The organism is Streptomyces sp. SLBN-8D4 (assembly GCF_049739545.1).
In the GTDB taxonomy this organism is placed as follows: Bacteria; Actinomycetota; Actinomycetes; order Streptomycetales; family Streptomycetaceae; genus Streptomyces; species Streptomyces canus_C.
The window spans coordinates 3,612,967-3,626,893 of record NZ_JBMGQC010000001.1; the positions used below are offsets into that span (position 1 = coordinate 3,612,967).

Here is a 13,927-nt window from a genome sequence, read left to right on the forward strand (position 1 = left end):
GACCCGCAGAGTGAGGAATGGGCTGAGATGCCTGAGTTCGCGTACACCGATCTGCTCCCCATGGGAGAGGACACCACCCCCTACCGGCTGGTGACCTCCGAGGGTGTCTCCACCTTCGAGGCCGACGGGCGGACCTTCCTCAAGGTGGAGCCGGAGGCGCTGCGCAAGCTCGCCGAGGAGGCCATCCACGACATCCAGCACTACCTGCGGCCGGCGCACCTCGCCCAGCTGCGCCGCATCATCGACGACCCCGAGGCGTCGAGCAACGACAAGTTCGTCGCGCTGGACCTGCTGAAGAACGCGAACATCGCGGCGGCGGGCGTCCTGCCGATGTGCCAGGACACCGGCACGGCGATCGTCATGGGCAAGCGCGGGCAGAACGTCCTCACCCAGGGCGGTGACGAGGCGGCGCTGTCGAAGGGCATCTACGACGCGTACCTGAACCTCAACCTGCGCTACTCGCAGATGGCCCCGCTGACCATGTGGGACGAGAAGAACACCGGCTCCAACCTCCCCGCGCAGATCGAGCTGTACGCCACCGACGGCGGCGCGTACAAGTTCCTGTTCATGGCGAAGGGCGGCGGCTCGGCCAACAAGTCGTTCCTGTACCAGGAGACGAAGGCCGTCCTGAACGAGGCCTCCATGATGAAGTTCCTGGAGGAGAAGATCCGTTCGCTGGGTACGGCCGCCTGTCCGCCGTACCACCTCGCGATCGTCGTCGGCGGTACGAGCGCCGAGTACGCGCTGAAGACCGCGAAGTACGCCTCCGCGCACTACCTCGACGAGATCCCGGCCGAGGGCTCGGAGCTCGGGCACGGCTTCCGGGACAAGGAGCTGGAGGAGAAGGTCTTCGAGCTGACGCAGAAGATCGGGATCGGGGCGCAGTTCGGCGGGAAGTACTTCTGCCACGACGTGCGGGTCGTACGGCTGCCCCGGCACGGCGCGTCCTGCCCGGTCGCCATCGCCGTGTCCTGCTCGGCCGACCGCCAGGCCGTCGCGAAGATCACCGCCGAGGGGGTCTTCCTGGAGCAGCTGGAGACGGACCCGGCGCGGTTCCTGCCGGAGACGACGGACGAGCACCTGGACGAGGCCTCCGACGTCGTCCGGATCGACCTCAACCAGCCCATGGAGTCGATCCTCGCCGAGCTCACCAAGTACCCGGTGAAGACGCGGCTTTCGCTGACCGGCCCGCTGGTCGTGGCGCGGGACATCGCGCACGCCAAGATCAAGGAGCGCCTTGACGCGGGCGAGGAGATGCCGCAGTACCTGAAGGACCACCCGGTGTACTACGCGGGTCCGGCGAAGACGCCCGAGGGCTACGCGTCCGGTTCCTTCGGCCCGACGACGGCCGGCCGCATGGACTCCTACGTCGAGCAGTTCCAGGCGGCGGGCGGCTCCAAGGTGATGCTGGCCAAGGGCAACCGCAGCAAGCAGGTCACCGACGCGTGCGATGCGCACGGCGGCTTCTACCTCGGCTCCATCGGCGGCCCGGCGGCCCGGCTCGCCCAGGACTGCATCAAGAAGGTCGAGGTCGTCGAGTACGAGGAGCTCGGCATGGAAGCGGTCTGGAAGATCGAGGTCGAGGACTTTCCGGCGTTCATCGTGGTCGACGACAAGGGGAACGACTTCTTCCAGGACCCGGCGCCGGCGCCCACGTTCACGTCGATTCCGGTACGGGGGCCGGGTCTGGCGTAGGACCCCGCCGAACCTCACAGAACCCCGGTCGAGCCGTCGGCCGGGGTCCTCGTGCTTCGGGGATTCGGCGGGCCTCCGGTTTCCGGGCCGGTCTGCGCGGCAGGAATAGGTGCCACAGGGGCAGACGCTGACCAAAACGGAGGTGATCGGCAGTGGCCGACGAGCAGCAGGAACAGGCGTTTCGGATCGAGCACGACTCCATGGGCGAGGTCCGGGTCCCGGTGGACGCCAGGTGGCGGGCCCAGACCCAGCGGGCCGTGGAGAACTTCCCCATCTCCGGGCAGCGGATCGAGCGGGCGCACATCGAGGCGCTGGCCCGGATCAAGGGGGCGGCCGCGAAGGTGAACGCGCGGCTGAACGTGCTCGACAAGGACATCGCCGAGGCCGTCCAGGAGGCGGCCGACGAGGTGGCCCGGGGCGACTGGGACGCGCACTTCCCGATCGACGTGTTCCAGACCGGGTCCGGCACCTCGTCCAACATGAACGCCAACGAGGTCATCGCGACGCTGGCGACCGAGCGGCTCGGCCGTGACGTGCACCCCAACGACCACGTCAACGCCTCCCAGTCGTCCAACGACGTCTTCCCCTCCTCCATCCACATCGCCGCCACCGCCGCCGTCACCCGGGACCTGATTCCCGCGCTCCAGCACCTCGCCACCGCCCTCACCCGCAAGTCCGAGGAGTTCGCCGACGTCGTGAAGTCGGGGCGGACGCATCTGATGGACGCCACCCCGGTGACCCTGGGGCAGGAGTTCGGCGGCTACGCGGCGCAGGTGCGGTACGGGATCGAGCGGCTGGAGGCCTCCCTCCCCCGGCTCGCCGAGCTGCCGCTGGGCGGTACCGCGGTCGGCACCGGCATCAACACCCCGCCCGGATTCTCCGCCGCCGTCATCGAAGAGGTCGCCCGCACCACCGGGCTGCCCCTCACCGAGGCGCGGGACCACTTCGAGGCGCAGGGCGCCCGGGACGGGATCGTGGAGACCAGCGGGCAGCTCAGGACCATCGCGGTCGGGCTGACGAAGATCGCGAACGATCTGCGGTGGATGTCCTCCGGGCCCAGGACCGGGCTCGCCGAGATCTCGCTCCCCGACCTCCAGCCCGGCTCCTCGATCATGCCCGGCAAGGTCAACCCGGTGATCCCCGAGGCCGTCCTCATGGTCGCCGCCCAGGTGATCGGCAACGACGCCACCGTCGCGACGGCCGGTGCGGCCGGCAACTTCGAGCTCAACGTCATGCTGCCGGTCATCGCGAAGAACGTCCTGGAGTCGGTCCGGCTGCTCGCCAACGTCTCCCGGCTGCTCGCCGACCGGACCGTCGACGGCATCGTCGCCCACCGCGAACGGGCCCGGGAGTACGCCGAGTCCTCGCCCTCCGTGGTCACCCCGCTCAACAAGTACATCGGGTACGAGGAGGCCGCGAAGGTCGCCAAGAAGGCACTCGCGGAGCGGAAGACGATCCGCGAGGTCGTGCTGGAGAACGGATACGTGGAGCGCGGCGACCTGACGGCCGAACAACTCGACGAGGCGCTGGATGTCCTGCGGATGACACGGCCGTAACCTTTCCCGGCGCCGGCGTGAACCGTGACACGCACCGCAGCGTCGTATGCCTATGGCACCTAATATCTGTTCATGGCAGACGGTGGAGCGGTGAGAGCGGTGGCAGCGGGTACGTCGGCGCACTTCTGGGAGCCCGGGAGTCAGATCCTGTGGCGGTACCGGGAGAACGCGGGCGCGCACGTCCACATCGCCCGCCCCGTCACGGTCGTACGCGACGACGAGGACCTGCTCGCCGTGTGGCTGGCACCGGGCACCGAGTGCGTGAGACCGGTGCTGGCCGACGGCACGCCGGTGCACGCCGAGCCGCTGGAGTCCCGTTACACCAAGCCGCGTTCGGTCCAGCGGGACCGCTGGTTCGGCACCGGGGTGCTGAAGCTGGCTCGGCCGGGGCTGCCGTGGTCGGTGTGGCTGTTCTGGGAGCCGGGCTGGCGCTTCAAGAACTGGTACGTGAACCTCGAGGAGCCGCTGACGCGTTGGGCCGGGGGTGTGGACTCGGAGGACCACTTCCTGGACATCACCGTGGACCCGGAGCGCGGTTGGCAGTGGCGGGACGAGGACGAGTTCGCGCAGGCCCAGCGGGACGGACTGATGGGCCCGGACCTGGCCGAACAGGTCCGGGCGGCGGGGCGTTCCGCGGTGGAGGTGATCCGCGCCTGGGGCCCGCCGTTCTCGGACGGCTGGCCCGACTGGCGGCCCGATCCGTCCTGGACTGTTCCGCTCCTTCCGGAAGACTGGGACCGTACGCCCGCGCACTTGTCCTCATGAGACCCTTGATGCGCCCCCGGGCTGCAAACGTAGGATCGTCCTCCGCAAGAGCGCGCAGCGACAACTACCGGAACGGGCACTGTGCTTGACCGATGGTCACCGAGGGGCGGCAGGACGTGAGCGTGGGGTACGAGGGCAACACCGGTACGGGCGGCGGAAGGTTGACCAAAAACGCAGGAACAGCCCCTGACCACGCGGGAATTCCGTTCCTGGGACACGTATTCCGGGTATCGGGATTTCGGCGGGACCAACTGCGCGTACGGCGTGCAGCCCCGGACGGACGGATTCGACACGCGTGACGGAGCACCTGACCTCCTTCGAACGCCCCCAGCCGGGCGTCGACCCCACGGACCCCCGCGGGGCGCTCCTGCGTTCCCCGGCGCCACCGCCCGCCCAGGGCGTCGAGGCGCCGACCGCTTTACCCGTCCAGGCCCGCTCCGGTGACCCCGCGCCGGAGGCGGCACCCGTCGTCCAGAGCAGCAACAGCACGACCGGGAGGACCGGCAACCACAAGGACATGGGCATGAACCCGGCCGGTACCGGCCCCGAGCACTCCCAGCCGGCCGCAGCGGAGCCGGACACGCACCGCCCGCGGCCCGTCACCGACGCGGTGCCGGTCCAGCCGGGCGGCGAGGACGAGCGGCCGCCCCAGAGCGCCGACGAACGCCGTACCGGCCAGGGGCTTCCCCCGGGCCGGCCCACGCCCATGCGGCGCGACGGTGACCGGCTGCGCTTCGTGGGCGCAGCCACCCGCCGGATCGCCCGTGGCATCGACCTGGACGAGATCGTGATGGGTCTGTGCCGGGCGACCGTGCCGACCTTCTCGGACGCGATCCTCGTCTATCTGCGCGATCCGCTGCCCGTCGGCGACGAGCGGCCCACCGGCCCCCTCGTGCTCCGGCTGCGGCGCAGCGACCGCATCCCGCAGCAGGAACGGGACCTGGAGGACGGCATCCTGCCGGTGCCGGTGCCGGAGAACCCGACCGAACTGGACGCGCTCGGCACCGAACTGTGCGAGGTGCAGCCCGGCAGCGCGCTCGCCGAGGTGCTGCGCGGGGTGCGGCCGGTCTTCACGGACACGCCCGCGGCCCACGCCGCGCTGCCGGAACTGCTCGGCGAGGGCTGTGAGTTCGCCGTGCCGTCGGGCCGCCGGGCGATCCTCGCCCCGCTGCGCGGCAGGCGCCGGGTGATCGGCGCCGCCCTGTTCCTGCGCCGCCCCGACCGCGTCCCCTTCGACCCGGACGACCTGCTCGTGGCCGCCCAGCTCGCCACGCACAGCGCGCTGGGCATCGACAAGGCGGTCCTCTACGGCCGTGAGGCGTACATCGCCGACGAGCTGCAGCGCACCATGCTGCCCGAGACGCTCCCCCGGCCCACCGGCGTACGGCTGGCCTCGCGCTATCTGCCGGCGGCCGAGACGGCCCGGGTGGGCGGTGACTGGTACGACGCGATCCCGCTGCCCGGCAGCCGGGTCGCGCTGGTCGTGGGTGACGTGATGGGGCACTCCATGACGTCGGCGGCGATCATGGGCCAGCTGCGGACCACGGCCCAGACGCTGGCCGGGCTCGACCTGCCCCCGCAGGAGGTGCTGCACCACCTCGACGAGCAGGCCCAGCGGCTCGGCACGGACCGCATGGCGACCTGCCTCTACGCCGTCTACGACCCGGTCTCGCACCGGATCACCATCGCCAATGCCGGCCATCCGCCGCCGGTGCTGCTGCACCTGGGCGGCCGGGCAGAGGTGCTCCGGGTGCCGCCGGGCGCGCCGATCGGTGTCGGAGGCGTGGACTTCGAGGCCGTGGAACTGGACGCGCCGGCCGGGGCGACCCTGCTGCTGTACACCGACGGGCTCGTCGAGTCGCGGCTGCGGGACGTGTGGACCGGGATAGAGCAGCTGCGGGAGAAACTCGCCGCGACCGCGCAGCTGACGGGGCCGGATCATCCGCCGCCGCTGGAGGCGCTGTGCGACGAGGTGCTCGACATGCTCGGTCCTGGCGACCGGGACGACGACATCGCGCTGCTCGCGGCCCGTTTCGACGGGATCGCGCCGAGCGATGTGGCGTACTGGTTCCTGGAGCCGGAGGACGCGGCACCGGGCCGTGCCCGGCGGCTGGCGCGGCGGGCGCTGTCCCGTTGGGACATGGAGGATCTGACCGACTCCGTCGAGCTGCTGGTCAGCGAGGTCGTGACGAACGCCGTGCGGTACGCGACGCGGCCGGTGACGCTTCGGCTGCTGCGGACCGATGTGCTGCGGTGCGAGGTCGGTGACGACGTGCCGCAGTTGCCGCGCCTGCGGCAGGCGCGGGCCACCGACGAGGGCGGGCGCGGGCTCTACCTCGTGAACCGGCTGGCCCGGCGGTGGGGGGCCACTCGGCTGAGCACCGGCAAGGTGGTGTGGTTCGAGCTCAACAGGGGCTAGGAAACGAGGGAGGGCGCCCGGTGGTCACCGGGCGCCCTCCCTCTTTCGCTACTGGCCGGCGTTCGGGTCGAACGGGTTCAGCGGTGAGGTCGATGTCCCGACCGGAGTGCTCTGCTGACCGGTCGGCGCGCTCTGCGACGGCGACTGTGACGGGGTCTCCGACGGAGTCTCCGAGGGCGTCTCCGACGGGGTTTCGGACGGAGTCTCCGAGGGCGTCTCCGAGGGAGTTTCCGACGGAGTCGCCGAGGGTGTCGGGGTCCACGACGGCTGGACCGCGGCGCCCTGGTCGGTGTCCAGGTCGAACTTGGTGTTCTTGCCCGCGACGCCGAAGGTGTACGCCGCCCAGATCTGCGCCGGGAAGCCACCGCCGTTGACGCGGTCGAGGCCGGCCGTGTTGTACAGCTTGCTCTGCCCGTGGGTCTTGTAGTCCTCACCGAACAGACCGACCGAGGTGACCAGGTCCGGGGTGTAGCCGGTGAACCAGGCCGACTTGTTGTCGTCGGAGGTACCGGTCTTGCCGGCGACCTTGCGGCCGTCGCGGGCCGGGTTCTGCTGCACGGACTTCTTGGCCGTACCGTCGTCGACCACGCCGGTCAGCACCGAGGTGACCGTGTCGGCGGCCTCGCGGCTGATGACCTGCTCGCCGATCGGGTCGGGCAGCCGGAACTCGGTGCCACCCTGCTCCGCCGACTTGATGATGCTCGGCGTGACCTGCTTGCCGTGGTTGTCGAGGGTGGCGTACACACCGGCCATCTGGATCGGGCTCGCGCCCATCGTGCCCAGGGTGTAGGCCGGCAGCGGCCTCAGCTTGCCGGTGTCCATGCCGAGCTTGGTGGCCGTCGACAGCACCTTGTCCATGCCGACGTCCACGCCCATCTGCGCGAAGACGGAGTTGATGGACTTGTCCATCGCCGTCTGCACGGTGACCTTGCCGTAGTCCGTGTCGTCCTCGTTCTCGGGACCGAAGCCGACCTTGTTGCCGTTGCTGTCCACGACCTGACGCTTGCTGGTGCCGTCGTAGATCGTGTTGGCGCCGATCGCCTTGCCGTCCTGCGTCTCGGAGGCGTTCTCCAGGGCGGCGGCGAGGATGACCGGCTTGAAGGTCGAGGCGGGCTGGTAGTCGGTGCGGTTGGCGTTGCTGATGTAGTGCTTGGTGTAGTCCGAGCCGCCGTACAGGGCGACGATCTTCCCCGTCCTGGGGTCGACGGAGGCGGCACCGGCCTGGACGTTCCGGTCGACCTTGCGCTTCTTCGGGTCGAGTTGGCTGGTCAGCTGGGTCTTGACCGCCTTCTCCAGCTGGACCTGCTTCTTCTTGTCGATGTTCAGGGTGATGGTCCACCCCGAGTTCTCGACCCGGGCCTCCGCCTCGTCCTGGGTGATGCCCTCCTTGGCCACCAGCTGCTTCTCGAGCTGCTGCTTGGCGAGCTTGATGAAGTAGCCCTTCTGACCCTCCATGCCCGGGGCGGCCTTGGGCTCCTTGGGGAACGGGAACGTCATCTTGTCCCGCTTGGTCTTGTCCAGCCAGCCCTGCTTGACCATGTTGTCCAGGACGTAGTTCCAGCGGGCCGTGACCAGTTTCTTGCCGGTGTCGCTGGCGGCCGCCCAGTCGTACTGGCTCGGGGCCTGGAGCAGCGCGGCGAGATAGGCGCCCTGCTGGACGCTGAGCTTGCTGGCGTCGACGCGGTAGTAGTCCTGCGCGGCGGCCTGGATGCCGTAGGCGCCGCGGCCGTAGTAGCTGGTGTTGATGTAGCCCGCGAGGATGTCGTCCTTGGGCGTCTCGCGGTCCACCTTCAGCGAGATGACCAGTTCCTTCAGCTTGCGCGTGACGGTCTGGTCCTGGTCGAGGTAGTAGTTCTTGACGTACTGCTGGGTGATCGTGGAGCCGCCCTGTTTGCCCTTGCCGGACAGGGTGTTGAACAGTCCGCGGGCGATGCCCTTGAAGTCGACTCCCGCATCCGTGTAGAAGGTCTTGTTCTCCGCGGCCACGAAGGTGCGCTGCACCGGCTTGGGCACCTCGGAGAGGTCGACGATCTCGCGGTTGGTGTCGCCCTCACGGGCCATGACCGAGCCGTTGCTGTACTTGTAGATGTTGCTCTGTTCCTGAGCTTTCGCGTTGCCCTTCGGCACGTCGATCATCATGTACATCACGACGAAGGCGCCGATGCCGAGCAGGCAGAAGCCGAGGAAGGTGCCGAGGAGCTTCTTCCAGGTGAAGAGCCGGCGTATGCCGCTCTTACCTTTCTTCCCGCCCTTCTTGCCCCGCGCGGCGGCCTTGCGCGCCGCGGCCCTGCCGCCGGTCGCGATGCCCTCGCTCGGCGTCCCGGACGAGCGCGTGGGCGGCGCCGCGCGGCGGCCACCGCGCTGACGTGCTCTTCTCTCTTCCGCTCGTCCCATGGGTCGACTCGCTCCGCTTCCTCATCGGCGGCCACTCAGGTTCGTGGCACAGGTCAGCTCAGAAAGCTAACACCGGTCTATATGACACCGGGCATTCGATCGGGCCCCTGGCGGGCGTGAGAATCAGCACCCGCCTCCTCGGAACCAGACCTCCGAGCGGGCTTCAAGGTTGCCGGGAGGGGGTAAAGTGATATCACTTAGCTAAAAGAGAGCTAGTCCACGAAACGGGGGACCCTCCATGTCCGCACAAGATTCCGCGCCCGCCGCAGACACACCCGACATGCCCGCCCCGCGCGTGCGGGAGTTCGCCGCGCACAGCATCGGCGGCGCGCTCGCGCTGCTGCTGGGCCTGGTCGGGCTGCTGCTCGCCGTCTTCCTGTTCGCCGCGAGCGGGGAGAGCCCCGGGTTCGCCGTCGGCGGGGTCCTCGTGCTGATCGTCGCGCTCATCTCGCTGCGCGGCCTGAACACGGTCGCACCGGGCGAGGCCCGGGTCGTCCAGCTCTTCGGACGCTACAAGGGCACCATCCGCCAGGACGGTCTGCGCTGGGTGAACCCCTTCACCTCCCGGACCAAGGTCTCCACCCGGGTCCGCAACCACGAGACCGCCGTCCTCAAGGTCAACGACGCCTACGGCAACCCGATCGAACTGGCCGCGGTCGTGGTGTGGAAGGTCGAGGACACCGCGCAGGCCACCTTCGAGGTGGACAACTTCGTGAAGTTCGTCGCCACCCAGACCGAGACGGCGGTACGCCACATCGCCATCGAGTACCCCTACGACGCCCACGAGGAGGACGGGCTCTCGCTGCGCGGCAACGCCGACGAGATCACCCAGAAGCTCGCCGGCGAGCTGCACGCGCGCGTGGAGTCGGCCGGCGTGCAGATCATAGAGTCCCGCTTCACGCACCTCGCCTACGCGCCGGAGATCGCCTCGGCGATGCTCCAGCGGCAGCAGGCCGGCGCGGTGGTCGCGGCGCGGCGGCAGATCGTGGAGGGCGCGGTCGGCATGGTCGAGGAGGCGCTCGCCCGGATCACCGAGCGGGACATCGTGGAGCTGGACGAGGAACGCAAGGCGGCGATGGTGTCCAACCTGATGGTGGTGCTGTGCGGCGACCGCGCCCCGCAGCCGGTCCTCAACACCGGGACGCTCTACCAGTGACGGCACCTTCCGCACCTTCTGAGGGCGGCCCCCCCGAGCGGCGGCCTCAGCAGCGCAAGCAGGTGCTGCTGAGGCTGGACCCGCTGGTGTACGAGGCACTGGCGCGGTGGGCCGGGGACGAGCTGCGGTCGGCCAACGCGCAGATCGAGTTCCTGCTGCGCAAGGCCCTCAAGGACGCCGGCCGGCTGCCCGGGGAAACCGGACCGCTGCCACGCCGGGGACGGCCGCCCAAGGACCCCGGGAACACGTAGAGCGCGCGTAGCAGAACCGTGACAATCGGCCCTCACCTGCGGCTGCTCACCCCGTGACTCCCCTCTACACACTCCGCGTATACATGCTGGGTATACACCGCATGTACAGTCCTCTTCATGTCCATCGGTCACACCCTCCTAGGGCTCCTTGAGTCCGGGCCCCGCCACGGTTACGACCTCAAGCGGGCCTTCGACGAGAAGTTCGGTCACGACCGGCCGCTGCACTACGGCCAGGTCTACTCGACGATGTCGCGGCTGCTGAAGAACGGGCTCGTCGAAGTCGACGGGATCGAGCCCGGCGGCGGCCCCGAGCGCAAGCGGTACGCCATCACGGACGCCGGGATCACCGACGTACAGCGGTGGCTCGCGACGCCCGAGAAGCCCGAGCCGTATCTCCAGTCCACGCTGTACACCAAGGTCGTCCTCGCGCTGCTCACGCACCGGGACGCCGGCGACATCCTCGACAACCAGCGCGCCGAGCATCTGCGGATGATGCGCATCCTCACGGACCGCAAGCGCAAGGGCGACCTCGCCGACCAGCTGATCTGCGACCACGCCCTGTTCCATCTGGAAGCCGACCTGCGCTGGCTGGAGCTGACCGCCGCGCGTCTCGAAAAGCTCGCGGAGGTGGTGGTCAAGTGACCCCGGCCGGTTCCCTGCTCGTCGCCGACAAGCTGCGCAAGGCGTACGGTCCGACCGTCGCGCTCGACGGCGCCGACTTCTCCATCCACCCCGGCGAGGTCGTCGCCGTCATGGGCCCCTCCGGGTCCGGCAAGTCGACCCTGCTGCACTGTCTCGCCGGGATCGTCCCGCCCGACTCGGGCTCGATCCTGTACAACGGCCGGGAGATGGCCACGATGAACGACTCCGAGCGCAGCGCTCTGCGGCGCTCCGAGTTCGGCTTCGTCTTCCAGTTCGGGCAGCTCGTCCCCGAGCTGACCTGCGTGGAGAACGTGGCGCTGCCGCTGCGACTGAACGGCACCTCCCGCAAGGAGGCCGAGAAGGCCGCGCTGGGCTGGATGGAGCGCCTGGAGGTCGACGACCTGAGGAAGAAGCGGCCCGGTGAGGTCTCCGGCGGTCAGGGGCAGCGCGTGGCCGTGGCCCGGTCCCTGGTGACCAACCCGCGCGTGCTCTTCGCCGACGAGCCGACCGGCGCCCTCGACTCCCTCAACGGCGAGCGGGTCATGGAACTGCTCACCGAGGCCGCCCGGTCCACCAACGCGGCCGTCGTCCTCGTCACGCACGAGGCGCGGGTCGCCGCCTACTCCGACCGCGAGATCGTCGTACGGGACGGAAAGTCCAGGGACATGGAGCGGGTCGTATGACTCTCAGGCAGTGGTGGCGAGACCTCGCCATGGGGGTCCGGTTCGCCTTCGCGGGCGGACGTGAGGGGTGGGTCCGGGCGCTGCTGACCGCGGTCGGGGTCGGGCTCGGGGTGGCGCTGCTGCTGCTGACCACCGCCCTGCCGAGCGCGCTCGCGGTGCGGCACGAGCGCGGTGACGCCCGCGCGGACATCACCTACAACGAGCCGACCCTGAAGAAGGCCGACAACACCCTTCTGATCGCGAACGCTTCGACCACCTTCAGGGACACGGACATCCGCGGCCGGGAGGTGCAGCCCGAGGGGGCGCGCGCCCCGCTGCCGCCGGGGGTCGGGAAGTTCCCGGCGGTCGGCGAGATGGTCACCTCCCCCGCGCTGAAGAGCCTGCTGGAGTCGGACGACGGCAAGCTCCTGCGGGAGCGGCTGCCGGACCGGATCGTCGGCACGATCGGCGAGAGCGGACTGATCGGCTCCCACGAACTGGCCTTCTACCGGGGCGCGGACGGACTCGCGGCCCAGGACGTCGACGGCGCCCGGCTCACCCGGATCGACCGGTTCGGCAACCCGAACCCGACCGAGTCGCAGAGCGACCCGGTGCTGGTGCTGCTGGTCCTCGTCGTCTTCGTGGTGCTGCTGATGCCGGTCGCCGTGTTCATCACCGCGGCCGTCCGCTTCGGCGGCGAGCGGCGCGACCGACGCCTCGCTGCCCTCCGGCTGGTGGGCGCCGACGGCCGCTCGACCCGGCGGATCGCCGCCGGTGAGGCGCTGGCGGGCGCGGTGCTCGGACTCGTCCTCGGCACCGGGTTCTTCCTGATCGGCCGGGAAGTGGCGGGCTCCATCGAGGTGTTCGGGCAGAGCGTGTTCCCGAGCTATCTCAACCCCTCGCCGCTGCTGGCCCTGCTGGTCGCGGTCGCGGTGCCCGCGGCGGCCGTGCTGGTGACGCTGCTCGCCCTGCGGGGCGTGGTGATCGAGCCGCTCGGCGTGGTGCGTACGGCGAAGCCCGCGCGGCGCCGGCTGTGGTGGCGGCTGCTGGTGCCGCTGGCCGGACTCGCGATGCTCTACCCGATGATCGGGCAGGGCCGCGACGGCGGCGACTTCAACCAGTACCTCGTCACCGGCGGCGTCATACTGCTGCTGGTCGGCGTGACCGCGCTGCTGCCGTGGATAGTCGAGGCGGTCGTGGCCCGGCTGGGCGCGGGCGGTCTGTCCTGGCAACTTGCTGTGCGCAGGCTCCAGTTGAGCAGCGGTACGGCGGCCCGGATGGTCAACGGCATCGCGGTCGCGGTGGCCGGGGCGATCGCCCTGCAGATGCTGTTCGCCGGCACGGACAGCGACTACACCAAGAGCACCGGCCACGACGTCTCGCGGGCGCAGATGCAGGTGAGCGTCCCGGAGGGGAAGACGCTCGCGGCGGCCGCGAAGGAACTGGCCGAGACCAAGGGCGTCCGGCGGGCGTACGCCTTCAACGAGGGCTTCGTCAACGACGGACCGGGCGACAACGCGGGCTGGGCCCGGGTGACCGTCGCCGACTGCGCGTCCCTGCGCGAGGTGGCCAAGCTGCCCTCCTGCCGCGACGGCGACGTCTTCACCTCCCATGTCGCGCCGGGGACGGACGAGGACTCCACCTCCAGGCAGAACGCCGACGACGAGTCGACCGTGGCGACCCGGCCCGGCAAGAAGCTCTGGTTCGAAACCTCCGAGGACACGGAGAAGCAGAGCCCCGTCGTCTGGACGGTCCCGAAGACCGTCAAGCAGGCGCAGTCCATCGCCGACCCGACGGGCTATCGGCGCGTCGGAATCCTGATCACCCCGGGTGCCTTCCCCGCGAAGGCCGCGGCGGGTGTACGCGGAGAGATCTATCTGCGGCTGGACGACTCGCTGCCGGACGCGCGCGAGTACGTCCGCAACACGGCCGCCCGGATCAACCCGCTCGAGGAGCCGATGACCTGGGTGTCCGTCAAGCGCAACAACGAGTACTCCACCATCCGCACCGGCCTGTTCGTGGGCGCCGCCTGTGTGCTGGCCCTGATCGGGGCGAGCCTGCTGGTCTCCCAGCTGGAGCAGTTGCGTGAGCGCAAGAAGCTGCTGTCGGCGCTGGTCGCGTTCGGCACCCGGCGGCGCACCCTGAGCCTGTCGGTGCTGTGGCAGACGGCGATCCCGATCACGCTCGGGCTGCTGCTGGCCTCGGTGGTGGGGCTGACACTGGGCGCGGTCCTGATGAGGATGACGGACACCACGGTCCGGGTGGACTGGCCGAGTGTGCTGTCGATGACCGGCGTAGCGGCCGGGGTCGTCCTCGTGGTGACCCTGCTGAGCCTGCCGCCGCTGCTGCGGCTGATGCGGCCGGACGGGCTGCGGACGGAGTAGCCG

The 13,927-nt window shown here is 69.9% G+C and carries 10 protein-coding genes; 9 read left to right on the forward strand and 1 reads right to left on the reverse strand.

Going from position 1 to position 13,927, the window contains the following annotated elements; translation table 11 throughout:
• Positions 1-27 precede the first annotated feature (27 nt).
• The 4 genes from RKD20_RS15980 to RKD20_RS15995 all read left to right on the forward strand — a co-directional run bounded on the left by RKD20_RS15980 (position 28) and on the right by RKD20_RS15995 (position 6,435).
• Positions 28-1,695, forward strand: coding sequence for a fumarate hydratase (locus RKD20_RS15980; RefSeq protein ID WP_424878309.1), 1,668 nt, complete (start codon positions 28-30; stop codon positions 1,693-1,695).
• Between the two features lie 152 nt (positions 1,696-1,847).
• Positions 1,848-3,251: a class II fumarate hydratase gene (locus RKD20_RS15985; RefSeq protein WP_424878310.1), complete on the forward strand. Its 1,404-nt coding sequence runs from the start codon at positions 1,848-1,850 to the stop codon at positions 3,249-3,251.
• Between the two features lie 72 nt (positions 3,252-3,323).
• Positions 3,324-4,016: a cytidylyl-2-hydroxypropylphosphonate hydrolase gene (fomD, locus tag RKD20_RS15990; protein WP_424878311.1), complete on the forward strand. Its 693-nt coding sequence runs from the start codon at positions 3,324-3,326 to the stop codon at positions 4,014-4,016.
• Positions 4,017-4,311: 295 nt separating this feature from the next.
• Positions 4,312-6,435, forward strand: coding sequence for a SpoIIE family protein phosphatase (locus RKD20_RS15995; protein WP_424878312.1), 2,124 nt, complete (start codon positions 4,312-4,314; stop codon positions 6,433-6,435).
• A gap of 48 nt (positions 6,436-6,483) precedes the next feature.
• Here RKD20_RS15995 and RKD20_RS16000 read toward each other — a convergent pair whose 3' ends face one another.
• On the reverse strand, positions 6,484-8,829 hold the full coding sequence (locus tag RKD20_RS16000) for a transglycosylase domain-containing protein (RefSeq protein ID WP_424878313.1): 2,346 nt from the start codon (positions 8,827-8,829) through the stop codon (positions 6,484-6,486).
• A gap of 238 nt (positions 8,830-9,067) precedes the next feature.
• On the opposite strand from RKD20_RS16000, the gene RKD20_RS16005 reads away from it, so the two are divergent.
• The 5 genes from RKD20_RS16005 (at position 9,068) to RKD20_RS16025 (ending at position 13,924) form a co-directional block, all read left to right on the forward strand.
• Entirely contained in the window at positions 9,068-9,985 is a 918-nt protein-coding gene (locus tag RKD20_RS16005) for an SPFH domain-containing protein (protein WP_424878314.1), read from the forward strand.
• On the forward strand, positions 9,982-10,236 hold the full coding sequence (locus RKD20_RS16010) for a hypothetical protein (RefSeq protein WP_424878315.1): 255 nt from the start codon (positions 9,982-9,984) through the stop codon (positions 10,234-10,236). Before RKD20_RS16005 ends, RKD20_RS16010 begins: the two co-directional genes overlap by 4 nt.
• A 117-nt stretch (positions 10,237-10,353) precedes the next feature.
• Positions 10,354-10,878 (forward strand): PadR family transcriptional regulator, encoded by a 525-nt coding sequence (locus RKD20_RS16015; protein ID WP_020119660.1) that lies wholly within the window; start codon positions 10,354-10,356, stop codon positions 10,876-10,878.
• A complete protein-coding gene (locus RKD20_RS16020; RefSeq protein ID WP_424878316.1) occupies positions 10,875-11,561 on the forward strand; it encodes an ABC transporter ATP-binding protein in 687 nt (228 codons plus the stop codon). The genes RKD20_RS16015 and RKD20_RS16020 overlap by 4 nt, the downstream gene beginning before the upstream one ends.
• The gene (locus tag RKD20_RS16025) at positions 11,558-13,924 is read left to right on the forward strand and encodes an FtsX-like permease family protein (RefSeq protein ID WP_424878317.1); all 2,367 of its coding nucleotides are present in this window, start codon (positions 11,558-11,560) and stop codon (positions 13,922-13,924) included. The genes RKD20_RS16020 and RKD20_RS16025 overlap by 4 nt, the downstream gene beginning before the upstream one ends.
• Positions 13,925-13,927: the final 3 nt, after the last annotated feature.